At 64.3% G+C, this 26950-nt stretch carries 4 protein-coding genes and 1 pseudogene; 2 read left to right on the plus strand and 3 right to left on the minus strand.

Annotated features, from left to right (window positions below; genetic code table 11):
* The 3 genes and pseudogenes from E4P00_RS20315 to E4P00_RS20325 all read right to left on the minus strand — a co-directional run.
* Positions 1-84 (minus strand): annotated as a pseudogene (locus E4P00_RS20315) (hypothetical protein); the annotation flags it as partial.
* A gap of 65 nt (positions 85-149) precedes the next feature.
* Positions 150-1094, minus strand: a complete 945-nt coding sequence (locus E4P00_RS20320) for an aliphatic sulfonate ABC transporter substrate-binding protein (protein ID WP_248132701.1) — start codon at positions 1092-1094, stop codon at positions 150-152.
* Between the two features lie 214 nt (positions 1095-1308).
* Complete coding sequence (locus E4P00_RS20325; protein WP_248132703.1) at positions 1309-1572, minus strand: DUF3077 domain-containing protein; 264 nt, start codon at positions 1570-1572, stop codon at positions 1309-1311.
* Positions 1573-2200: 628 nt separating this feature from the next.
* Here E4P00_RS20325 and E4P00_RS20330 point away from each other — a divergent pair.
* A complete protein-coding gene (locus E4P00_RS20330) occupies positions 2201-15118 on the plus strand; it encodes a non-ribosomal peptide synthetase (protein WP_248132705.1) in 12918 nt (4305 codons plus the stop codon).
* Positions 15115-26442, plus strand: a complete 11328-nt coding sequence (locus tag E4P00_RS20335; protein WP_248132707.1) for a non-ribosomal peptide synthetase — start codon at positions 15115-15117, stop codon at positions 26440-26442. Before E4P00_RS20330 ends, E4P00_RS20335 begins: the two co-directional genes overlap by 4 nt.
* Positions 26443-26950 lie beyond the last annotated feature (508 nt).

Consider the following 26950-nt stretch of genomic DNA (forward strand, 5'->3'; position numbering starts at 1 on the left):
CTGCAGACGGCTGATGGCTTCCAGGCCGCCGGTGTCGCAGACCACGGTGGTGAATTGCTTGAGTTGTTCGAGCTTGGACGTCATGAGCGGTGGCCTCCAGGAAAGTGGCAAGGACTGCTTTTGTACCACTTCCCGCACGCCTTGTTTACCTAGGGCTGCCAGGTCTGCACCGCCTTGGCATTTACCTCGTTGGGCAGCAGGCCAGCCTTGAAGAACGCATCGGCAATTTTCTGCTGCTCACCCAACTGTTCCAGCGTCACCGGCTGCACCTGATAGCTGCGGTGCGCGTTGGCGGCTTCCACCGTCGCAGCGTCCAGGTTACCCCATAACGGCCCGAGCACTGTTGCCGCCTCCTGCGGATGCGCTTTCACCCATTGGCCGGTTTTTTCCAGTTCTGCAAACACCACCCTCAGCACTTCAGGATGGGCCTTGGCGTAAGGCGTGCCGGTCAGGTAATAACGCTTGTAGCTGGCAAGCCCGGCACCGTCTGCCAGGGTGCGGGTCTGCAGTTGCCGCTGCACGCTGGTGAGGAAGGGCTCCCAGGTGACCCAGGCATCCACCTTGTTGTTTTCGAAGGCGGCGCGACCGTCAGCTGGCGAGAGGTACGCCGGCTGGATATCAGTGAACGCCAGGCCGGCCTTGTTCAGCGCGGCGATGAGTAAATAGTGGGCGCCGGCGGCCTTGGTTACCGCGATTTTCTTGCCTTTTAGGTCCGCCAATTGCTGGATCGGCGAGTCCTTGCGCACCACGATGGCCTGGGCCGCAGGCGAGGGCGCTTCCTGGGCAAAGTAGGTGAGTTGGGCCTCGGCTGCCTGGGCGAAGATCGGCACCGTGTCGGCGACGTCGGCGCTGATATCCACGTTGCCAACGTTCAGCGCCTCCAGCAATGGCAGGCCGCTGGGAAACTCATGCCAGCTGACGTCGATGTGGTTGGCGTTGAGGGCTTTTTCCAGGGTGCCCCGGGTTTTCAGCAGGGTGATCAGGGTCGAGGATTTCTGATAGCCGATGCGCAGGGTTTCCTGAGCGTCGGCGCTCACGGCGATGGAGAAAACCAGCAATCCTAATACAGCAGCAAGCGGGCGGCGGAGGGTCATGAGCGGCTCGATATTCAACGGAATGAGCCGAAGCATAAGGTTCTGAAAACCGGTTGATAAATACTCTTTCGATCTGAGCTTAAGGACACTTGAGGCATTGTCCGTTGACTGAATGTGCATCAACCAAATCGGGCCGTGAGCAATCATTCGTTGAGGCGACACAGGCCAAATGTGGGAGGGGGCTTGCTCCCGATGGCTGTGTGTCAGATATGGATTAATTGGCTGACCTGCCGCTATCGGGAGCAAGCCTCCTCCCACAAAAGTTATGGGATGTTGGTGGGTTTGGGTTGCAGGCAATCCAGTGCGCGGTGGAGCAGGCCATGTCGCGTTGGCTGCCTTTGAGGCCCTCGGCGGTTTCGGTGGCGGTGGTGGTGGCGCAGCGTAGCAGCGAGGAAATGCTGGCGATCGCGTCTTCGAAGCTCAGGTCTTCGTGGGCAACAAAAACGGGATAGGGTGGGTCGGGGACGACTTTGCTCATGGATGAAGCTCCTGCTTGGATTGGGAGCCATTCTTTTGCCGATCTCACACGTCAAAAGGTGGCAGCTATGTGCGGGGTGAGATACCGGAAAGCAGGACCCGGCCAGACCGAAGTCTGCCCGCACATAGCCGCCATAGACGGTTGTAGCGCATGGCGCCTGCAAATACACGGGATCTCACACCCGATCGCTGATATGCAGCGACGAAGCGAAGGCTAGCCAGCGGGTTGAGCAGGCGCAAGGCCGAAGGATTGTCTAGGAAACGTCCTGCAAATTAAAGGGATATGGATTGCTGGCCTTTAACAATGCATGTCAAACAGGCGACACAGGCCAAAATGTGGGAGGGAGCAAGCCCCCTCCCACAGGTGTGACTTGGGCGATCATCACCGCAGTACTGGCAAAACTCAGCTAGGTTGAAGAGCCGCGAGCAAACACGGGAACCCTCCCACCCGACACTTGTCCCCGCTTCCCATGTCACCCCCCACCGCGCAAATCCCTTAATTTTTCAAGCCTGCCGGAAGCCCCTCCAGGCCCCCGGCTGCGCCCGTTGTTTTTCAAGGGCGCCGCGCCTAGCGGCAAAACTGAATACGGACATTCTCTTAAACCGTGACTTATCAGGCAGGTTACCCCATGCAGTTCAGCGACTTACTGGCAGCGATCTCCACCCATGCGATCCGTCTGCAAACTGAAGAAGGCGACCTGATCGTCCTGGGCGATGACGAGGCGTTGGATGACGCGCTCTGGGATCAATTGATCGCGCATAAACCCCAGTTGCTGGCCCTGGTCGCCGAGCATGGCGGTGACTGGCTGAGCCCGGCTTATCGCATCACCCCGGACATGCTGGCGCTGGTCAACCTCGACCAGCCGGCCATCGACCGCATCGTCGCGTCCATCCCCGGCGGCGCGGCGAATGTGCAAGATATCTACCCCCTGGCGCCGCTCCAGGAAGGCATGCTTTACCACCATCTTTCTGCCGCGCAGGGCGACCCCTACGTGCTGCACGCGCAGTTTGTGTTCGACAGCCGTGCACGCCTGCAAGCCTTTGCCGAGGCGCTGCAATGGGTGATTGACCGCCACGATATCCTGCGCACCTGCATGGTGTGGGAGCGCCTCGACGAGCCGCTGCAAGTGGTGTGGCGCAAGGCGCAGCTGGCGTGTGAAGAAGCGCATTTTGATGGCGGCGACCGTCTCGCTCAATTGCTCGCGCGCTATGACGCCCGCGCCTATCGCATGGACCTTGGCCAGGCGCCGCTGCTGCGTCTGGTGTTCGCCGAGGACCCGGCCAACCAGCGTGTGGTGGCGATGCTGTTGTTCCACCACACCATTCTCGATCACACCGCCCTGGATGTGGTGCGCCATGAAATCCAGCTGTACTTGGCCGGTGAGCACGCGCAAGCGGGCACGCCGGTGGCGTTTCGCAGCTACATCGCCCAAGTGCGCCAGGGTGTGAGCGAACAGGCCCATGAGGCGTTCTTTCGCGACATGCTCGCCGATATCGATGAACCGACGCTGCCGTTCGGCCTGCAAGATGTGCAGGGCGATGGTCAGGGCATTGATGAAGCGCGCATTCCCGTCGATAGCGCCCTTGGTCGTCGCCTGCGCAGTGTGGCGCGGCCGTTGGGGGTGAGTGTGGCGAGCCTGATGCACCTGGCGTTGGCGCGGGTGTTGGGCGTGGTTTCCGGTCGCGAGGCGGTGGTGTTCGGCACCGTGATGCTCGGGCGCATGGGCGCAGGCGAGGGCGGTGAGCGGGCCTTGGGCATGTTCATCAACACCTTGCCGTTGCGGGTTGATGTTGGCGCGCAAAGCGTGCGCGCTGCGGTGCAAGTCACCCACGAGCGTCTTACGCGCCTGCTCGATCACGAACATGCGTCCCTGGCACTGGCCCAGCGCTGCAGCGGGGTGGCAGCACCCACACCGTTGTTCAGCGCGATCCTCAACTATCGCCATAGTGCGGCCACCGACATGGCCGCCGTGATCGAGGTTGCCGAAGGCATCCAGGTCCTGGGCGCCGAAGAGCGCACCAACTACCCGCTGACGGTCAACGTCGACGATCTGGGGCAAGACTTCGCGCTGACGGTGATGGTGGATGCGGCCATCGGTGCACAGCGGGTTGCCGGCTATCTGCACACCGCGCTGCAAAGCCTGGCCGACGCCCTTGAGCAGCGACCGGACAGGCCGCTCTGCGGCCTGAACATCCTGCCCGACGCTGAACGCCACGCCCTGCTGCATACCTTGAACCACAGCCCCACGCACTACGCCGATACCGCGTTGATCCACCAGCAAGTCGAAACCCACGCCGCCGCCCAGCCTGAAGCCATTGCCGTGCGCTTTGAGCAGCAGCGCCTCACCTATCGTCAACTCAACGAACGCGCCAACCAGGTCGCGCATGCACTGCTGGCCCAGGGCGTGGAGCCTGACAGCCGCGTGGCGATCTGCGTGGAGCGCGGCCCGCAGATGATCATCGGCCTGCTCGGTATCCTCAAGGCCGGTGCCGGCTACGTGCCGATAGACCCGGCTTACCCGCAGGAACGCATTGCCTACACCCTGGCCGACAGTCAACCGGTGGTTGTGCTGGTACAGGCCGGCACTCGTCACCGGGTAGGCGAACTGGCGCAGCTTGACCTCGACAGCCTGGGCCAGTTGCCCATCACCGATCCACGGCTGCACCTGAGCCCGGCCAATCTGGCCTATGTGATTTACACCTCCGGTTCCACCGGCCAACCCAAGGGGGTAATGATCGAGCACCGCCAGGTGGCGCGCCTGTTTAGTGCCACCCAACACTGGTTCGGGTTCAATCCGCACGATGTATGGGCACTGTTCCACTCCTTCGCATTCGATTTTTCTGTGTGGGAAATCTGGGGCGCGCTGATGCACGGCGGCCAGTTGCTGATCGTGCCGCAACTGGTCAGCCGCTCGCCGGATGAGTGCTACACGCTGCTCTGCGAGGCCGAAGTGAGCATCCTCAACCAGACGCCGAGCGCGTTCCGCCAATTGATCGCGGCCCAGGGTCACAGCACCCAGGCGCATTCGTTGCGGCAGGTGATCTTTGGCGGTGAGGCCCTTGAACCGGCCATGCTCAAGCCATGGTATGCGCGGGCGGTGAATGCCGGTACGCAGCTGGTAAACATGTACGGTATTACCGAAACCACCGTGCACGTGACCTATCGTGCGCTGGAGGCGGCGGATGCCCAACTGGTGGGCGTCAGCCCGATTGGCGTACGCATCCCCGACTTGCAGCTGTATGTGTTGGATGAACAACACGAGCCGTTGCCATACGGTGTGGTGGGCGAGCTGTACGTGGGCGGCGCCGGGGTGGCGCGCGGTTACCTGAACCGCGAGGCACTCAACGCCGAACGCTTTCTCGCGGACCCGGCCACGGGCCTGCGCATGTACAAGACCGGTGACCTCGGCCGCCTGCTGGCCGACGGCAGTGTCGAGTACCTGGGGCGTAACGATGACCAGGTCAAGATTCGCGGTTTCCGTATCGAGCTGGGCGAAATCCAGGCGCACCTGGCAACCGCCCACGGCGTGCGCGATGCGGTGGTGATCGCCCGTGAGGATGAGCCGGGTGACAAGCGCCTGGTGGCCTACGTGATCACCGAGGGTGAGCCCAGCGTTGCCGCCTTGCGCGATCACTTGCTGCAGAGCCTTGCCGAACATATGGTGCCCAGCGCCTTCGTGCGCCTGGAGGCATTCCCCCTGACCACCAACGGCAAGCTTGACCGCAAAGCCTTGCCGGCACCCGATGCCGAGGCGTTGGCCCGGCGCAGTTATGCCGCGCCCCAAGGTGCGGTGGAAAACGCCATTGCGATGATCTGGCAGGACCTGCTCAAGCTAGACCGGGTGGGGCGTGATGACAACTTCTTCGAGTTGGGTGGGCATTCGCTGCTGGCGGTCAAGCTGATCGAACGCATGCGCCAGGTAGAGCTGAGTGCCGATGTACGCGTGCTGTTCGGCCAGCCGACCCTGGCAGCCCTCGCAGCGGCGGTGGGCGGGCACCATGAGGTGCAGGTCCCGGCCAATCTGATTCAGGAACACAGTGAGCACATCACGCCGGACATGCTGCCCTTGGTCGAGCTGGACCAGGCGGCCATCGATCACATCCTCCAGGCCGTGCCCGGTGGCGTGGCCAACGTGCAGGATATCTACGCTCTCGCACCGTTGCAGGCCGGTATTCTCTACCACCACCTGGCAACCAGCGAGGGCGACCCCTACGTGTTGCAGGTGCAGTTGCGCTTTAACGACCAGGGCGCGGTGGATGGCTTTATTCAGGCGCTGCACAGTGTCATCGAACGCAACGATATCCTGCGCACTGCGATTCTCTGGGAGGGCCTGGAGGAACCGGTGCAAGTGGTGTTGCGCCAGGCGCCGCTGGCCGTTGAGCGCTTGGACACCCAGGGCGCCGATGCCCTGGCGCAGTTGCAACAGCGTTTCGACCCTCGCCACTACCGCCTGGACCTGTCTCGCGCTTCGCTGATGCGCCTGGCCTACGCTGAAGAGGCGGAAGGCTTGGTCGGCATCCTGCTGCTGCACCATATCCTGCTCGACCACACGGCGCTGCAAGTGCTGGTCGAAGAAATGAGCGCCAGCCTGCACGGCAACCGCGCGCAACTGCCTGACGCGGTGCAGTACCGCAACTACGTGGCTCAGGCGCGGCTGGGCCTGAGCCAGGCGCAGCACGAAGCCTTCTTCAGCCAGATGCTCGGCGATATCGACGAGCCCACCCTGGCCTTCGGCTTGCAGGATGTGAACGGCGACGGCAGCGGCATCCATGAGGCCCATCTGCCGCTGGAACCGGCCCTCAGCCTGGCCCTGCGCGAACAGGCGCGGCAACTGGGCGTCAGCACGGCGAGCCTGGTGCATCTGGCATGGGCCCAGGTGCTGGGCCAGGTGTCGGGCCAGCAGGACGTGGTGTTCGGGACGGTCTTGCTGGGGCGTATGCAGGGCGGCGAGGGCGCCGACCGCGCGCTGGGGATGTTCATCAATACCTTGCCGCTGCGGGTCAGCCTCGGCAGCGTCGGCGTGCAAGCCGGCGTACGCGCCACCCATGCGCGTCTGGCGCAGTTGCTCGCGCATGAACACGCCGCGCTGTCGCTGGCCCAGCGCTGCAGCGGCGTGCCGGGTTCGTTGCCGTTGTTCAGCACCTTGCTCAACTACCGGCACAGCGCACCCGATGACGCGCCGGGGGACAACCCCTTTGCCGCGTTCGGTATCCAGATCCTCAGCTCCGAAGAGCGCAGCAACTACCCGCTGGTACTCAACGTCGATGACCTGGGCACGGGGTTTGCCCTGACGGTGCAGGGTGTCGCCCATCTGGATGTGCAACGTGTGGGTGAGTACATGCTCACCGCGTTGCGCCATGTGGTGAGCGCGCTGCAACACGCGCCCACCACCGCCATGCACAAGGTGTCGATTGTGCCGCCCGCCGAGCGGCGCTTATTGCTTGAAGACTTCAATGCCAGCGCCCGGGAATACCCGTCGCAGCTCACCGTCGCTCAACTGTTCGAAGCCCAGGCACTGGCCCGGCCTGAAGCCGTGGCGGTGGTGCATGGCCCGCTGTCGCTGAGCTACCGTGACCTCAATCGCCGTGCCAATCGCCTGGCCCATCATTTGATTGGCCGTGGCGTGCGGCCAGGTGAGGCGGTGGCCCTGGCGCTGCCGCGCTCCATCGACCTGGTCGTCAGCCAGTTGGCGGTGCTCAAGTGTGCGGCGGTGTACGTACCGCTGGATGTCAACGCGCCGCTCGAACGTCGAACCTTCATGGTGCAGGACAGCGGCGCCCGCCAGGTGCTGGACAACCTTGCCGAACTGGACCTGGCCGACCTGCCGGCGGACAACCCGGGGCTGGCCCGGTCTGCGCAGGACGTGGCGTACATCATGTACACCTCCGGCTCCACCGGCCAGCCCAAGGGCGTGCTGGTGCCCCATCGCGGTATCACGCGCCTGGTCATCAATAATGGCTATGCCGACTTCAACGCCAGCGACCGCGTGGCCTTCGCCTCCAACCCGGCGTTCGATGCGAGCACCATGGATGTGTGGGGCGCATTGCTCAATGGTGGGCAAGTGCAGGTGATCGACCATGCCACCTTGCTCGACCCGTTGGCGTTCGGCGCCGAGCTTAAGGGCGCGACGGTGTTGTTCGTGACCACCGCACTGTTCAACCAGTACGTGCAATTGATCCCCGAGGCGTTGGCCGGTTTGCGCATCCTGCTGTGCGGCGGTGAGCGTGCTGACCCGGCGGCATTTCGCAGCCTGTTGGCGCGTGCACCGGCGCTGCGCCTGGTGCATTGCTACGGGCCGACCGAAACCACCACCTACGCCACCACCCACGAAGTGCGCGAGGTCGGTACGGATACCGACAGCGTGCCGGTGGGGCGGCCCATTTCCAATACACAGATCTATGTGCTCGATGCACAGATGCAACCGGTGCCGCTGGGCATCACCGGTGAAATCTGCATCGGCGGCGATGGCGTCGCCCTGGGCTATTTGAATCGCCCCGAGCTGACGGCTGAAAAGTTTGTGCAGGACCCCTTCAACCCGGGCGCCTTGCTGTACCGCACCGGCGACCTCGGGCGCTGGACGCAAGACGGCTTGCTCGAATGCCTGGGTCGCAACGACGACCAGGTGAAAATCCGTGGCTTTCGTATCGAGCTGGGTGAGATCGAGGCGCGCCTGGCCAGTTGCCCGGGCATCCAGGACGTCGCCGTGTTGGCCAGGGAAGATATGCCAGGTGAAAAGCGCCTGGTCGCCTACTTCACCTGGGCCGGGGCAGACCTGGGCATTGAGCTGGTCCACGCCTACCTGCAAGGGCAGTTGCCGGACTATATGCTGCCGTCGGCCTATATGCCGCTGGCCAGTCTGCCCCTGACCAACAATGGCAAGCTCGACCGCAAAGCCTTGCTGGCACCGGACCCGTCGGCCTTGCTCAGTCGTGGCTACGAAGCCCCGCAAGGCGAGGTGGAAACCCTACTGGCGCAGATCTGGCAAGACGTGCTCAAGCTCGAACGCGTCGGGCGTCACGATCATTTCTTCGAGTTGGGCGGGCATTCGCTGCTGGCGGTGAGCTTGATCGAACGTATGCGCCAAGTGGGCCTCAGTGCCGATGTGCGCGTGCTGTTCAACCAGCCGAGCCTGGCAGCGTTGGCGGCGGCGGTGGGCAGTGGTCGCGAAATCGTGGTGCCGGCCAATGGCATCCCGGCCGGTTGCACACAGATCACACCGTCCATGCTGAGCCTGGTGCAGCTCACTCCGGATGCCATCGAGCGTATCGTCGCCAGCGTGCCGGGTGGCGCGGAGAATGTGCAGGACATCTACCCGCTGGCGCCGTTGCAGGAAGGCATTCTCTACCACCACCTCAGCGCCGAACAGGGCGACCCGTACCTGCTGCAATCGCGCATGGCGTTCGACAATCTCGACCGCTTGCACGGGTTCATGGCGGCGCTGCAACAGGTGGTTGCCCGCCACGATATCCTGCGCACGGGCGTAGTCTGGGAGGGCCTGGACAGCCCGGTGCAAGTGGTGTGGCGCAAGGCGCAACTGGGGGTGCAGGAGGTTCATCTGGACCCGGCCGACGGCGGCATCATCGAACAACTGCACGCTCGCTTCGATGCCCGGCACTATCGGCTGGACATCACCCAGGCGCCGTTGCTGCGCATGGTCTATGCCCAGGACCCGACGCACAACCATGTTGCGGCGATCCTGCTGTTTCACCACCTGGCGCTGGACCACACAGCCATGGAGGTGGTCGGCCAGGAAATGCGCGCCTTCATGTTCAACCAGGCCCAGGACTTGCCCGCTGCCGCGCCATTTCGCAACTATGTGGCCCAGGCGCGCCTGGGTGTCAGTGTGGCCGAGCATGAGCAGTTCTTTTGCGACATGCTCGCCGATGTGGATGAACCAACCTTGCCGTTTGGTTTGCAGGATGTGCAGGGCGATGGCCGTGCCATCGAGGAGGCCGGGCTGCCATTGGACGCCGCGCTGGCGCAGCGGGTTCGCCAGCAGGCGCGACAGCTGGGTGTGAGCGCCGCGAGCCTGATGCACCTGGCCTGGGCCCAGGTCGTGGGGCTGGTGTCGGGCCGCGATGACGTGGTGTTCGGCACGGTGCTGATGGGCCGTATGCAAGCCGGTGAAGGTGCAGACCGCGCGCTGGGGATGTTTATCAACACCTTGCCGCTGCGGGTCGATGTTGCCGCCGGGGCGTCAGCGGCGGTCAAGGCCACCCATGCACGCCTGAGCGCTGTGCTCGGGCATGAACATGCCTCGCTGGCTCTGGCTCAGCGTTGCAGCGGTGTGCCCACCAGCACGCCATTGTTCAGTGCCTTGCTCAATTACCGTCACAGCAACCCCGCCGAGATGGCCCGTGACGGCCACGGCATCTGGGAGGGCGTGCGGCTGCTGGGTGGTGAGGAGCGCAGTAATTACCCATTGACCCTGAGCGTGGATGACCTGGGCGACGGCTTCGGGCTGAGCGTGCTGGCGGTGCCACAGATCGGTGCGCAACGCCTGTGCGACTACATGCACAACGCTGTGGCGCAGTTGCTCACAGCCTTGGAGTGCACGCCGGACACGGCACTCAATCGTTTGCCGATCCTGCCCGCGGCGGAGTGTGAAACCCTGCTGCGCGAATTCAATGCCACGGCCCAGGATTTCCCCCGTGGCCACACCGTGCACGGCGCATTTGAGGTACAGGCTGAGCGCCAACCCCACGCCATTGCCGTGCAGCAGGGCGGCGAGGCGCTGACCTATCAGCAGCTCAATCAGCGTGCCAACCAACTGGCCCATCACCTGTTGGCACTCGGCGTGCAACCGGATGACCGCGTGGCGCTGTGCTGCCGCCGTGGCCCGCAGATGCTGGTGGGGCTATTGGGCATTCTCAAGGCCGGCGCCGGCTATGTGCCGATTGACCCGGCGTATCCCGCCGAACGCATCGCTTATTTGTTGCAGGACAGCGCCCCGGTGGCAGTACTCGCTGAGGCCAGTACCCGTGACCTGCTGGGCACGATCACGCTGGTCGACTTGCATGACCCCGACTGGCAGCACCTGCCTGTCAACAATCCACAGCTGCCCGCACTGACGCCCGCGCACCTGGCCTACGTCATTTACACCTCAGGCTCTACCGGCCAGCCCAAAGGCGTGATGGTGGAACACCACAACGTGGAAAACCTCGTGCATTGGCACTCTGAAGCCTTTGGCCTGGCTGCTGCGAGTCACACCAGCAGCGTGGCCGGGTTTGGTTTTGACGCGATGGCCTGGGAAGTCTGGCCGGCCCTGTGCGTCGGTGCGACCCTGCACCTGCCGCCCGCCGAAGTGGGCAATGAAAACATTGATGAATTGCTGGCCTGGTGGCGGGCGCAGCCGCTGGACGTGAGCTTTTTGCCCACGCCGGTAGCCGAGTACGCGTTCAGCCAACATCTGCAACACCCCACCTTGCGCATCCTGCTGATTGGCGGCGATCGCCTGCGCCAGTTCACCCAGGAACGGCGCTTTGCCGTGATCAACAACTATGGCCCCACCGAGGCCACGGTGGTTGCCACCTCCGGTCGCGTGCGGGCCGGGCAGGCGTTGCATATTGGTCGACCCATCGCCAATGCCGGCAGCTATGTGCTGGATGCGCAGTTGCGCCCGGTGCCGGTCGGTGTGGCCGGTGAGCTGTATGTAGGCGGCAGCGGTGTGGCACGGGGTTACTTGAATCGCCCGGACTTGACTGCCGAACGCTTCCTGCAAAACCCGTTCAGCCCGGGGCGCATGTACCGCACCGGCGACCTGGTGCGCTGGTTGCCCGACGGCAATCTGGAGTATCTGGGCCGCAACGATGACCAGGTCAAACTGCGTGGTGTGCGGGTTGAGCTGGGCGAAATCGAAAGCCGCCTGGCCGCGCTGGACGGCATTCGCGAAGCGGTGGTGCTGGTGCGCGAAGGCCGGCTGCTGGCCTGGTTCACCGAGCAACGCGCACTCCCCATCGAGACCTTGCGCGCGCAATTGCAGGCCCAGCTTCCCGATGTGCTGGTGCCGGTCGCCTACATGCGCCTCGATGTGCTGCCCCTGACCGCCAACGGCAAGCTGGACCGCAAGGCACTGCCCGATCCCGATCAGGCCGCCGTGCTCAGCCGCGAGTACCAGGCCCCCCAGGGCGAGGTCGAAACCACCCTGGCGCGTATCTGGGCCGAGGTGCTGCAAGTGGAACAGGTGGGCCGTCATGACCATTTTTTCGAACTGGGCGGCCATTCATTGCTGGCCGTCAGCCTGATCGAGCGTATGCGCCAGGTTGGCCTCAGCGCCGACGTGCGCGTGCTGTTCAGCCAGCCCACCCTGGCCGCGCTGGCCGCTGCCGTTGGCAGTGGTCGCGAGGTGCAAGTGCCGGCCAACCGGATCAGTGCCGAGTGCCAACGTATCACCCCCGACATGCTGGCGCTGGTGACCCTCGACCAGTGTGCGATTGATCAGGTAGTCGCCCAGGTGCCAGGCGGCGCTGCCAACGTGCAGGACATCTACCCGCTGGCGCCGCTGCAGGAGGGCATTTTCTACCACTACCTCACGGCCGCGCAGGGCGACCCGTACCTGCTGCAATCGCACCTGGCGTTTGACAGTGTCGAGCGTCTGCAAGCTTTCGCGCAGGCGCTGCAACAGGTGATCGACCGCCATGACATTCTGCGCACCGGGGTGGTGTGGGAGGGGCTGGCGCAACCGTTGCAAGTGGTGTGGCGCAAGGCGGCGTTGAGCGTTCAGGAGCTGCATTTGCACGGAGACGTGCTTGCCGGCCTGCATGAGCGTTTCGATGCGCGGCATCATCGCCTGGATATCAGCCAGGCGCCGTTGATCCGCCTGATGTATGCCCAGGACCCGGCCAACCAACGCGTGGTGGCGGTGTTGCTCTACCACCATATCGCCCTGGACCATACCGCGTTCGACGTGGTGCTGCGGGAAATGCAGGGTTACCTGCTCGGCCAAGCCGCGCCAACCACCGCGCCGATGCCGTATCGCAACTATGTGGCCCAGGCGCGCCTGGGTGTCAGCGAGCAGGAGCACGAAGCCTTCTTCCGTCAAATGCTCGGCGATGTGGATGAACCGACGCTGCCATTCGGTTGGCAGGATGTACGCGGCGACGGCAGTGCGATTGAAGAACATACCCTGCAACTGGACAACTCACTGAACCGGCGCCTGCGCAGCCAGGCGCGGCTGTTGGGCGTCAGCGGCGCCAGTCTGTTTCATCTGGCCTGGGCGCAGGTGCTGGCCGCGGTATCGGCACGCCACACGGTGGTATTCGGTACCGTGCTGGTTGGCCGTCTGCAAGGTGGCGAGGGTGCTGATCGGGCCCTGGGCGTGTTTATCAATACCTTGCCGCTGCGCCTGGACATCAATGACCAGGGCGCCCGCGCCGCCGTGCGGACCACCCATGCGCGCCTCACGCAATTGCTCGGCCATGAGCACGCCTCGCTGGCCCTGGCCCAACGTTGCAGCGGCGTGGCGGCACCGGCGCCGTTGTTCAGTTCGATGCTCAACTATCGCCATCGCGGCGCCGCCACCCGTTCTGCGGACGCGCACTTGGCGTGGGAAGGTATGCAGACCCTGGTCAATGACGGGCGCACCAATTACCCGTTGACCCTGAACGTGGATGACTTGGGTGATGGTTACGCGTTCACGGCCTTGGCCCAGGTGGATGCGCAACGGCTCTGCGGTTATATGCACAACGCCTTGTCCGCGCTCGTCGAGGCCCTTGAGCAGGCACCCCAGCAGGCGATCAATCGCCTGTCGATCCTGGGACCAGAAGAGCGGCAACAGTTGCTGGTGCGATTCAATGCCACCGAGGTCAACTACAACCTCGACCAGACCCTGCACAGGATGTTCGAGGCCCAGGTTCTGCGCACGCCGCACGCCGTGGCGGTAAAGGCCGGCGAACAGCAACTGAGTTACCAACAGCTCAATGAGCACGCCAACCGCCTGGCCCATCACCTGCGTGAAAGGGGCGTGCAGCCGGACTCACGGGTAGGCATTTGCCTGGAGCGTGGCCTGGACATGGTGATCGGCCTGTTCGCCATCCTCAAGGCCGGTGGCGGTTATGTGCCGCTGGACCCGGCCTACCCGCAAGAACGCATCGCCTACATGCTGCAAGACAGCGCGCCGGTGGTGGTGCTGGCCCAAGCCGCCACTCGTGCCTTGCTGGGCGATGTGACCGTGATCGACCTCGACCACAGCACCTGGCACCAGCAGCCTTGCGTCAACCCGCAGGTCGCGGGCCTCACTGCCCGGCACACGGCCTACGTGATCTACACCTCCGGTTCCACCGGCCAGCCCAAAGGCGTGATCAATGAACACGCCGGGGTGGTCAACCGTCTGTTGTGGATGCAGGACGCCTATGGCCTCAAGGCCCACGACACGGTCTTGCAGAAAACCCCGTTCAGCTTCGACGTGTCGGTGTGGGAGTTCTTCTGGCCGCTGTTTACCGGCGCACGCCTGGTGATGGCGCGCCCGGGTGGGCACAAAGACCCTGCGTACCTGTGCGAAGTAATCGAGGCAGAAAACATCACCACCCTGCACTTTGTGCCGTCGATGCTTGACGTGTTTCTGGCCCATGGCGATGTGAGCCAGGCGGCCGGGTTGGTGCGCGTGATGTGCAGCGGCGAGGCGCTGCCGGGCAGCCTGGTGCGTCGGTTCAAGCAGCAGTTGCCGGGCATTGGTTTGTACAACTTATATGGCCCCACGGAAGCGGCGGTGGACGTGACGGCCTGGAACTGCGCCCGCCCGGACGTGCCGGACAACACCCCCATCGGCAAGCCGATTGCCAACACGCGCATGTACGTGCTGGACGGGCAGTTGCAGCCGGTGCCCCTGGGCGTGGTCGGTGAGCTGTTCATCGCTGGCGTGCAAGTGGCGCGGGGTTATCTGAACCGTGCGCAGCTGACCGCCGAGCGCTTCCTCGATGACCCGTTTGCGCCTGGCCGGATGTACCGCACCGGTGACCTGGGCCGCTACTTGCCGGACGGCAATATCGAATACCTGGGGCGCAACGATGACCAGGTGAAAATCCGTGGTCTGCGCATCGAGCTGGGGGAAATCCAGGCGCGGCTGATCGAGCATTCGGCGGTCAACGACGCGGTGGTGGTGGTTCGTGATGAGCGCCTGGTCGCCTATTACACTGGCCTGCCAAGCGACATCGACGGCCTGCGCGCCCAGCTGTTGCAGCACCTACCGGACTTTATGGTGCCCGCGCTGTTCGTGCACCTGCCCGTCATGCCCCTGAGCCCCAACGGCAAGCTCGACCGCAAAGCGTTACCCGCACCGGGTATGGACGCACTGACGGTGCGTGAGTACGAAGCTCCCGAAGGCGATACCGAAATCCTGCTGGCCCGGTTGTGGTCCGAGCTGCTCAAGGTGGAGCGGGTAGGTCGGCACGACAATTTCTTTGAACTGGGCGGGCACTCGCTGCTCGCTGTGAGCTTGATCGGACGCCTGCGCCAGGAAGGCATGGAAGCCGATGTGCGAGCGTTGTTCGAACAACCGACCCTGGCCGGCTACGCCGCAATGACCGAACGAATGGAGATCGTCCTGTGAACATCCTCGAGCTGCTGGCAACCCTGAAAACCAAGGACGTGCAACTGGCGCTCAAGGGCGAACAGTTGTCGGTGAACGGCAACCGGCAAGCCTTGAGCGACCCGGCAATATTGGCCGCCTTGCGCGAGCACAAACCGGCGCTGATCGAGCTGATCAAGGCCGGTGAGTACTCGGCTGCCAAGGTTGGCGAAGTGGCCGTACCGGCCAATGGCATTCCCGCCAACGCCGAGCGCATCACCCCCGACATGCTGACCCTCTCGACCCTGAGCCAGGACGAGATCGAGCGCATCATCGCCACCGTGCAGGGCGGTGTGGCGAATATCCAGGACATCTATCCGTTGGCGCCATTGCAGGAAGGCATTCTGTTTCACCATGCCAGCGCCGAGCAGGGCGACCCCTACGTGATGCAGTCGCAGTTCGCGTTTGACAGCCTGGAGCGCTTCGAGGCGTTTGCCCAGGCGCTGCAAAGCGTGATGGACCGCCACGACATTTTACGCACCGGGGTGGTCTGGGATGGCCTGGCGCAACCTTCGCAAGTGGTGTGGCGTCAGGCGCGCCTGCCGGTGCAAGCTTTGATGCTCGACCCGGCCGACGGCGATATCGCCGCACAGCTGCATGACCTATTCAATGCCCGTCATTATCGCCTCGACGTGACCCAGGCACCGTTGTTGCGCCTGGTACATGCTGAAGACCGGACCCACCAGCGCATCGTCGCTACCTTGCTGTTCCACCATATGGCGATGGATCACAGCGCCTTGGAAGTGGTATGCCATGAAATGCAGGCGTGTCTGTTGGGGCAGGGCGCGGCCCTCGGCCAGGCCGTACCGTTTCGCAACTACGTGGCACAGGCGCGGCTGGGCATCAGCGAGCAGGAGCATGAAAGTTTCTTCCGGCAGATGCTCGGCGATATCGTCGAGCCGACCTTGCCGTTCGGGCTGCAGGATGTGCAGGGCGATGCTCGCGCCATTGCCGAGGTCAGCCTGCCATTGGCGCCGCAGCTGGCGCAGCGTATACGCGTGCAGGCCCGGCAACTGGGGGTGAGCGCCGCCAGCCTGTTCCATCTGGGCTGGGCCCAGGTACTGGCGGTGTTGGCCGGCAAGGCGCAGGTGGTGTTCGGCACCGTGTTGATGGGGCGTATGCAAGGCAGCCATGCGACTGACCGCGCCTTGGGGATCTTCATCAACACCTTGCCGTTTCGTGTGGATATCGACGCCCAGGATGTACGCAGCGGGGTCAAGGCCACCCACGCACGTTTGACCACGCTGCTGCGCCATGAGCACGCGGCCCTGGCATTGGCCCAGCGTTGCAGCGGCGTGATCGCCCCGACGCCGCTGTTCAGTGCGCTGCTCAATTACCGTCACAGCGCTCCCGCCGCCAGTGCCGAGGCAGTGTCGGCCTGGCACGGCATTACCGCACTGCGCGCCGAGGAACGCACCAACTACCCGTTGACCCTGAGTGTGGACGACCTGGGCGAAGGCTTCGGCCTGAGTTTGCTGGCCAGCACCCAGGTCGATCCCCACCGCGTCTGCGCCTACCTGCACACCGCGCTGGAAAACCTGGTCACCGCGCTGGAGCACGCGCCGCACACTGCGCTTGAGCAACTTTCGGTAGTGCCCGCCGCCGAACAGCGCCTGCTGTTGCAACAGTTCAACGCCACTCAGGCAGTGTTCCCGCAAGGCACCACTTTGCACGGGCGTATCGAAGCCCAGGCTGCGCTCATGCCGGACGCCATCGCCGCCGTGCACGAAGGGCGGCAACTGACCTACGCTGAACTCAACCAGCAAGCCAACCTGCTGGCCCATCATCTGCTGGCGCTGGGGGTTCGGCCCGATGATCGCGTGGCCATTGTGGCGCGGCGTGGGCTCGACACCCTGGCTGGGCTGCTGGCGATCCTCAAGGCGGGTGCCGGTTATGTGCCGGTAGACCCGTCCCACCCGGCCGAGCGTTTGAGCTACTTGCTCAGCGACAGTGCCCCGGTGGCGGTGCTCACCCAACACGCGTTGCTGGCTCGTTTGCCCGAGCTCGAGGTGCCGGTGATCAACCTCGATCGCTTCACCTGGCAGCATCACTCGGCGAGCAACCCCAAGGTCGCTGTCGGCCCGACGAACCTCGCGTATGTGATCTACACCTCGGGTTCTACCGGCTTGCCCAAAGGTGTGATGGTGGAGCACCACACCGTCGCCAACCTGGTGGACTGGCATTGCAGCGCTTTTGACCTGCGCGCCGGGCGGCATACCGCCAGTGTTGCCGGTTTCGGCTTTGATGCGATGGCCTGGGAGGTCTGGCCGGCGCTGTGTGTGGGCGCCACCCTGCACCTGCCGCCGGCCCATGACGGTGCTGAAGATATCGACGCGCTGCTGGCCTGGTGGTGCGCACAGCCTTTGGACGTAAGCTTCCTGCCCACGCCGGTGGCCGAGTACGCGTTCAGCCAGACTATCGAGCACCCGACCTTGCGCACCCTGCTGGTCGGTGGCGATCGCCTGCGCCAGTTCGGCCGGGCGCAGCGCTTTGAATTGATCAACAACTATGGCCCCACCGAAGCCACGGTGGTCGCCACGTCGGGCAAGGTCGAGGCGGGCCAGCCGTTGCATATCGGCAAGCCCATCGCCAATGTCACCGTCTACGTGCTCGATGAACATCAACGCCCGGTGCCACTGGGGGTGGCGGGGGAGTTGTACGTAGGCGGCAAGGGCGTGGCGCGAGGTTACCTGAACCGCCCGGAACTGACCGCCGAGCGCTTCCTGCGCGACCCATTCAACCCCGGGCGCATGTACCGCACCGGCGACCTGGTGCGCTGGTTGCCCGATGGCACGCTCGACTACCTGGGGCGCAACGATGACCAGGTCAAAATCCGTGGCGTGCGCATCGAACTGGGCGAAATCGAAACCCGGCTCAACCAATTGCCTGGCATCCTGGAAGCGGTGGTGCTGGTGCGTGAAGAGCGCCTGGTGGCCTACTTCACCGAAAACCCGCAACTTGACGCGCTGACGGTAGGCGAAATCCGCGCTCACCTGGTGGCGCAGTTGCCGGACTACATGGTCCCGGTCGCCTTCATGAAGCTCGACGCGCTGCCGCTGACCACCAATGGCAAGCTCGACCGCAAGGCTTTGCCAGTGCCGGACATGGCCGCAGTGTTTACCCGCGAATACGCAGCGCCCCAGGGCGAGATCGAAACCGTGCTGGCGCAGATCTGGGCCGAGGTGTTGCAAGTGGAACGGGTCGGGCGGCGTGACCATTTCTTTGAGTTGGGCGGGCACTCGCTGCTGGCGATGCGCATGGTCTCCCAGGTCCGCCAGCGGCTGGGGGTCGAGTTGGCGCTGGGCGACCTGTTCGCCAACGCCGAACTGGCAGCGGTCGCCGAACTGCTGGCCCAGGCCGGGCGCAGCACCTTGCCGGATATCCTGCCGGCCAATCGTGATGAAGAGATGCCGCTGTCGTTTGCCCAGCAGCGCCTGTGGTTCCTGGCGTTGATGGAGGGCGCCAACACCGCCTACAACATTCCTATCGGCCTGCGTTTGCGCGGGCAGTTGCATGTGCAGGCACTGCAACGGGCGCTGGCGCGGATCGTGGCGCGGCATGAAACCCTGCGCAGCCGCTTTGCCCAACACGGCGACCAGGCCCAGGTGCTGATCGTGCCGGCCGAGGAGGTGTTACCGCTGCAGGTGCAAGACTTGCGTCGCCACGCGCAACCGCAACAGGCGCTGGACGCGCTGATCCACGGCGAAGCCTCGGCGCCCTTCGACCTGGAGCGTGGCCCGTTGCTGCGCGGTCGCCTGGTGGTGATGGCCGACGATCACCATGTGCTGCTGCTGACCCTGCACCATATCGTCTCCGATGGCTGGTCCATGGGCGTGCTGACCCGTGAACTGATGGCGCTGTACCAAGCCTTCAGCCACGGCCAATCCGACCCGCTGCCGCCCTTGCCGATCCAGTACGCCGACTTTGCCGTGTGGCAACGCCTGTGGTTGAGCGGCGAAGTGTTGCACCGCCAAAGCACCTATTGGCAGCAGACCCTGGCCGGCGCGCCGGCGTTGCTGACCCTGCCCACCGACCGCCCGCGCCCGGCGCAGCAGGACTACGCCGGCAGCAGCGTCGAAGTGCGCCTGGATGAACGCCTTACTGCCGGGCTCAAGGCCTTGAGCCAGCGCCATGGCACCACCCTCTATATGACCTTGATGAGCGCCTGGGCTTCGTTGCTGGCGCGCTTGTCCGGACAGCCGGAGCTGGTGATCGGCACGCCGGTGGCCAACCGCACGCGCACCGAGGTGGAAGGGCTGATCGGTTTGTTCGTCAACACCCTGGCGCTGCGCATCGACACCTCGGGCGAGTTGAGCACCGAGGCCCTGCTGGCTCGGGTCAAGGCGCTGACACTGGCGGCCCAAGCCCATCAGGATTTGCCGTTCGAACAGGTGGTGGAAATCACCCGGCCGCCGCGCAGCCTGGCCCATAGCCCGCTGTTTCAGACCCTGCTGAGCTGGCAGGACAGCAGCGCGCCGACCCTGGCGTTGGGCGACCTGGCCCTGGAAGGCATTGTCGAAAACAGCCATTTCGCCAAGTTCGACCTGTCGCTGAACCTGGGGGAAGTGCAGGGCAGTATTCTCGGCGCGCTGGAATATGCCGTGGCGCTGTTCGATGAATCGACGATACGGCGTTACCTCGGCTACTTCACCCGCGTGTTGCAGGCCATGGTCGCTAACGACCAGGCGGTGCTTGCGCATGTGCCGCTGGTGGATGAGCGTGAGCGCAAGCAGTTGCTGGTGGATTTCAACGCTACCACTGTGGACTACCCGCTCGACCAGACCCTGCACGGGATGTTCGAAGCGCAGGTACTGCGCACGCCGCAGGCCGTGGCGGCAAAGGCCGGCGAGCAGCAACTGACCTACGCCGAACTGAACGCTCGCGCCAACCAACTGGCCCACCACCTGCAAGCCCTCGGCGTGCAGCCGCAGGCGCGGGTGGCGATCTGCGTGGAGCGTGGCCTGGACATGGTCATTGGCCTGTACGCGATCCTCAAGGCCGGCGCCGCCTATGTGCCCCTGGACCCGGCGTACCCGCCGGAGCGTATCGCCTACATGCTGCACGACAGCGCGCCAGCGGTGGTACTGGCCCAGGGCAGCACCCTTGGGCTGCTGGGCGAGGTGCCGGTGGTCGATCTGGACCAGCCCACCTGGCAGCACCAGCCCATCACCAACCCAGCGGTGGCCGGGGTGGCCGCCTATGTGATTTACACCTCCGGCTCCACCGGCCAGCCCAAAGGCGTGATCAACGAACACCCCGGGGTGGTCAACCGCCTGCTGTGGATGCAGGACGAATACCGGCTCACGGGAGGCGATACGGTGTTGCAGAAAACCCCGTTCAGTTTCGATGTGTCGGTGTGGGAATTCTTCTGGCCGCTGTTCACCGGCGCACGCCTGGTGATGGCGCGCCCGGATGGGCATAAAGACCCTGAGTACCTGTGCCAGGTGATCGCAGCCGAAGGGGTCACGACCTTGCACTTCGTGCCGTCGATGCTTGATGTCTTCCTCGCCCACGGTGACGTCAGCCAGGCGGGCGGGCTGGTGCGGGTGATGTGCAGCGGCGAAGCCTTGCCGGGCAGCCTGGTACGCCGCTTCAAGCAACAGTTGCCGGGCAGCCAGCTGCATAATCTCTATGGGCCCACCGAAGCGGCGGTGGATGTCACTGCCTGGCACTGCGCAGGCTTTGACGTGCCCGACAACACCCCCATCGGCAAGCCAATCGCCAACACGCGCATGTACGTGCTGGACGGGCAGTTGCAGCCTGTGCCGTTGGGCGTGGTGGGCGAATTGTTTATCGCGGGGGTGCAAGTCGCACGGGGTTACCTCAACCGTGCCGAACTGACCGCCGAGCGTTTCCTCGATGACCCGTTTGCCCCTGGGCGCATGTACCGCACCGGTGACGTCGGGCGCTACTTGCCGGATGGCAACATCGAGTACCTGGGGCGCAATGATGACCAGGTCAAGATCCGTGGCCTGCGCATTGAGCTGGGCGAAATCCAGGCACGCCTGACCGAGCATCCGGCGGTGCAGGAAGCCGCCGTGATTGCCCGCGAGCAGCGCCTGATCGCTTACTACACCGGCGTGCCGAGTGAAATTGAAAGCCTGCGCGCCCATTTGCTGCTGCACCTGCCGGAGTTCATGGTGCCGGCCAGCTTCGTGCACCTGGAGGCGCTGCCGCTGAGCCCCAATGGCAAACTCGACCGCAAGGCATTGCCGGCACCGGGCCTGGAGGCGTTGGTGGTGCGCGAGTACGAGGCGCCGCTGGGCGACACGGAAATCACCTTGGCCGCGCTGTGGGCCGAGTTGCTCAACGTGGAACGCGTGGGCCGTCACGACAACTTCTTCGAACTGGGCGGCCACTCGTTGCTGGCGGTCAGCCTGGTCGGGCGTATGCGCGGCCTGGGCTTGTCGGCGGACGTGAAAGTGCTGTTTGGTCAACCGACCTTGGCTGCCCTGGCGGCAGCTTTGGGTAGCGGGCGTGAAGTGGCGGTGCCGGCCAATGGCATTGCGGCCGATTGCGCGCGCATCACGCCAGACATGCTGGCGCTGGTCAGCCTGGATCAAGCAGCCATCGAGCGCATCGTCGCCAGCATCCCCGGCGGTGCGGCGAATGTGCAGGATATCTACCCGCTGGCGCCGTTGCAGGCCGGCATCCTGTATCAGCATCGCGCTGTGCAAGGTGATGACGCCTATGTGTTACAGGCGCAGTTTGCCTTTGACAGTCGCGCACGCCTGGAGGCCTTCGCCAGCGCATTGCAGGCGGTGATCCAGCGTCATGACATCCTGCGTTCATCCTTGCATTGGGATGGCCTGGAAGAACCGGTGCAGGTGGTGTGGCGCCACGCCCGGCTAAGCGTTGAGAGCGGGCCGCTGCCGCCACGCCTGGACCTTGGCCAGGCGCCGCTGATGCGGCTGGTGTACGCCGAGCAACCGCAACGGTTGGTCGCGACGTTGCTGTTTCATCACCTGGTGATGGACCACGTTGCCCTGGATATCCTGCAGCACGAGATGCAGGCGTTTCTGCTGGGCACTCAGGACACCCTGGCCGCGCCCGTGCCGTATCGCAACTACGTGGCCCAGACCCGTTTGGGCGCTGAGGATCACGAGACGTTTTTCCGCGAGATGCTCGGTGAGGTCGACGAACCCACCGAGGTGCCCAATCTGGGGGCCGAGGAAAACGTGCGCGTGGGTCTCGACCTGTCGTTGAGCCGACGCCTGCGCAGCCAGGCCCGCCAGGCGGGGGTCAGTGCGGCCAGCGTGATGCATTTGGCCTGGGCTCACGTGCTGGGCAAGGTTTGCGCCCGCGAGCAGGTGGTGTTCGGTACGGTGATGCTCGGCCGCCTGCAAGGCGGCGAAGGCGCCGAGCGGGCCATGGGCGTATTTATCAATACCTTGCCGCTGCGGGTCGACCTGGGGGAACACTCAGTGCTGACGGCACTGCGTACCGCCCATGGGCGCCTGACTCAGCTGCTCGGTCATGAACATGCGCCCCTGGCGTTGGCCCAGCGTTGCAGTGGTGTGCCGGTGGCGACGCCGTTGTTCAGCGTATTGTTCAACTATCGTCACAGCGCACCCCAGGCCGGTGGCGTGGCCGAGGCGTGGCAGGGGATAGAGTTGTTCAAGGCCGAGGAGCACACTCACTACGGCGTGGCGGTCAGCGTGGATGACCTCGGTGAAGGGTTCAGCCTGACCGTCATGGGGCAGGGCGCCCGGCGCTTGTGCGACTACCTGGAAATCGCGCTGGCGCAGGTGGTGCAGGCCCTGGAAGGTCATCGCGATATCGCCATCAACCGCTTGCCGATTCTGCCGCAGGTCGAACGCCAACGGGTGCTTGAGCACTTCAACGCCACTGCCCGTACATTCGCGCGTGAGCACACGGTGCAGCGCCTGTTCGAAGCCCAGGCCATGGCGCGTCCCGACGCGGTGGCGCTGGTGCACAACGAGCGGCGGGTGAGCTACGGCGAACTCAATACCCGCGCCAACCGCTTGGCCCATCACCTGCTCGGCCTGGGTGTGCGTCCTGGCGATCACCTGGCGATCCTGCTGCCGCGTTCGCTGGAGTTACTGGTCAGCCAATTGGCCATCCTCAAATGCGCCGCCGCGTATGTGCCGTTGGACGTGAATGCACCGGCTGAACGCCAGGGGTTCATGCTGCAAGACTGTGGCGCGGCCTGGTTGCTGACCCGCAGCGATTGCGTCATAGAGAGCAGGGTGCGTCGCCTGGACCTGGACACGCTTGGCCTCGCCCCGCAACCGAGCCACAACCCGGACCTGTCGCAACCCTCGGACAGCGTGGCGTACATCATGTACACCTCCGGCTCCACCGGCCAGCCCAAGGGCGTGCTGGTGCCCCATCGCGGCATCACGCGCCTGGTGCTCAACAACGGCTATGCCGATTTCAATGCCGCCGACCGCGTGGCCTTTGCGTCGAACCCAGCGTTCGATGCAAGCACCATGGACGTGTGGGGGCCACTGCTCAATGGCGGCCAGGTGCAGGTGATTGACCACGCCACCTTGCTCGATCCGAGCGCTTTCGCCCAGGCGTTGCAGGGCGTGACGGTGCTGTTTGTCACCACCGCGCTGTTCAACCAATACGTGCAGTTGATACCCCAGGCCCTGGCTGGCTTGCGCATCCTTTTGTGCGGCGGGGAGCGGGCCGATCCGGCGGCGTTCCGCACGCTGTTGGCGCAGGCACCCGCGTTGCGCCTGGTGCATTGCTATGGGCCGACCGAAACCACCACTTACGCCACCACCTGCGAAGTGCACACGATTGCCGATGATGCCGACAGCGTGCCGGTGGGGCGGCCGATCTCCAACACCCAAGTGTATGTGCTCGATGCGCAGCAGCAGCCGGTACCGCTGGCTATCGTCGGTGAAATCTGCATTGGCGGCGATGGCGTCGCCTTGGGCTATTTGAATCGCCCCGAGCTGACGGCTGAAAAGTTTGTGCAGGACCCGTTCAACCCAGGCGCCTTGCTTTACCGTACGGGCGATCTCGGGCGCTGGACGGCCGACGGTCTGCTGGAGTGCATCGGGCGTAATGACGACCAGGTGAAGATTCGAGGTTTTCGTGTTGAGCTGGGTGAAATCCAGGCGCGACTGGCGACGTTCGCAGGCATCCAGGATGCCGTGGTGCTGGCCCGTGAAGAGGTTCCGGGGGACAAACGCCTGGTGGCCTATTTCACCTGGGCGGGCGAACCCGTTGCTGTCGAGTCGGTGCGGGCTTACCTGCACGCGCACTTGCCCGAGTACATGGTGCCGTCCGCCTACGTCGCGCTGGAGCAATTGCCGTTGACCGCCAACGGCAAGATCGACCGTAACGCCTTGCCGGTGCCTGCCTGGGACGCCTCGACCAGCCGCACGTTCGAAACGCCGGCCGACGCCCTGGAGCAGACGTTGGCGCAACGCTGGGCCGAGGTGTTGAAACTCGAACAGGTGGGGCGGCATGACAGCTTCTTTGAACTGGGCGGGCATTCGCTGTTGGCGATTCGCCTGGTCAACCTGCTGGACGAGGCCGGTTTGTCGGTGTCGTTGGCCGAGCTGTTCCAACATGCCAGCGTGGCCGGCGTCGCGGCGATGCTGCGTCAGCGCGGGGATGATGTACTGCCCGACACCCGCGTGATTACCGTGCGCAGCAGCGGGGCGCAGGCACCGTTGTTTCTGGTGCATGAGTTCAGCGGCATGGACGTGTATTTCCCGGCGCTGGGCCAGCACCTGCCGGGTGATTATCCGATCTACGGCCTGCCGGGGCTGGCGCTGGGCGAGGCCCACCTGAACAGCATGGAAGGCCTGGCGGCGCGCATGGTCGGGCTGATCCGCGAGATTCAGCCCCACGGTCCCTATCGGGTAGCGGGCTGGTCTTTTGGTGGGGTGCTGGCCTATGAAATCGCCATGCAACTGCTGGGGCTGGATGAAAGCGTGGCCTTCCTCGGTTTGATCGACAGCTATGTGCCGCGCCTGACTGACCAGGGCAAAGCACGCTGGAGCGGGCCGGATGCATTCAAGCGGCATCTGTTGCTGCAATGCACGGCTTATTGGAAAGCGCAGGGAGGTGTAAATGAGCTGGCAAGCCTTGAACAACTGGAGGCGCGGATTGGACAGTTGGACTTTGCGGATCTGCTGCAACGCTGTCGCGATCAAGGTTTGCTATACGCGCAAATGGCGGCGGCGTCGGACGCGGACCTGTTGAGTTTTCTTCAGCGCGAAGTCGGGCACGGGCACGCCCTGGCCCACTACAGCCTGTTCCCGCTGCCGATTCCGGTGCACTTGTTCAGCGCCGAGCAGCGCCCCACCGAACTGTCGCAACGCAGTATGGCGTTGGGCTGGGACACGGCTTTGGCGCCCGGGCAACTGCGCCAGGTGCACGTGCCTGGGGATCACCAGAGCATGATGCAGGCGCCGCATATCCAGGGCCTGGGCCGGGCGATGACCGAGGCGCTGGCGACGAGTACGCCGGTGAGTTGCGCGGCCCATCAGCCGTTGTTGCGCATCCAGACTGGGCGCGCCGGCTATGCCCCGGTGTTCTGCGTGCCTGGAGCAGGTGACAGCGTGACCGGTTTCGTGGGCTTGAGCGACGCCCTGGGACGTGATTGGCCGCTGTATGGCCTGCAGCCCCGTGGGTTGGATGGCGAGGCGGTGCCCCATAGCCAGGTGGAAGCGGCGGCGCGGTGTTATCTCACGGCGTTGGAGCAGGAGTGCCCGGACGGGCCGGTGCATCTGGTCGGGCATTCGTTTGGCGGCTGGGTCGCGCTGGAAATGGCCCTGCGCTTGCAGGCGATGGGGCGCGAGGTGGGCTCTTTGACAGTGATCGACAGTGAGGCGCCGGGGCGTGATGGCAAGCCCTATACCTCGACGGCGGCGCTGTTGCGATTGGTCGAGGCGATGCAGTTGGCGGCTGGGAAGTCGCTGGGCATTGATCCGGTGGACTTCGCCGGGCGCGATGAGGTGGCGCAGCGACAGTGGCTGCATATGGGGATGATCGGCGTTGGCTTACTGCCGGCGCGTGCTGCCGTGGATGCAATGGATGGGCCTGCGCGTACTTATGCGGCGGCGTTGCGCACGGTTTATCGGCCGCAGGTGCGGTATGACGGGGTGGTGCGCCTGGTGCTGGCGCAGGATCCGGCCTTGGATGCGGCGGGGGACCAGCGTGAGCAGGGGTTGATGGTTGAGGGGTGGAAGGGGCAGGGGACTGGGTTGGAGGTTTGGTATGGCGGGGGTAATCACTTCACCTTGCTCAAGGTGCCGAATGTTTCGGGTTTGGCCAAGTGGTGGTTGGAAAGGGTTGGGGTTGGGGAGGTGGTGTCTTGATGCTTGTACACCGATCCAAATGGGGGCTCGCTTCCTATAACGGTTTGTCGGAGTACATATCCGTTCCTTTGGTAACGGCCACTTATGGTTCCGCTCTTACAGCGGCTCACTTTTGGAAAGGCCCAAAAGTAACCAAAAGGCCTTCGCCCCACCACTCGGCACCTCGCCTAGGCTCGGTGTGCCCGAACGCGAACTTTGGAGCGTGGGCCGCCGCGATGGGCCATCCATGGCCCAGCGCGGCTAACCCGGCGTCCTGCCGGGTTACCCACGCTCCAAAGTCCGCGTTCGGCCAGCGTGGTTTAACGGGGCGATGCCAGATCAAAAGCACAGCGCGGCGGCCTTATAGCCGACCGGTTTGTGAGGCCGAGTACCGCAAGAAATGTGGGAGGGCGCTTGCCCCCGGTAACCACGATGCGAAGCGAGCCGCCCTTGATCTTGATCTTGATCTTGATCTGTTTTTGATCTTAGGCGCCCCGTTAAACCACGCTGGCCGGAATTCGACAGGGAT

This window comes from Pseudomonas sp. B329 (genome assembly GCF_023127835.1).
Lineage (GTDB): Bacteria > Pseudomonadota > Gammaproteobacteria > Pseudomonadales > Pseudomonadaceae > Aquipseudomonas > Aquipseudomonas synxantha_A.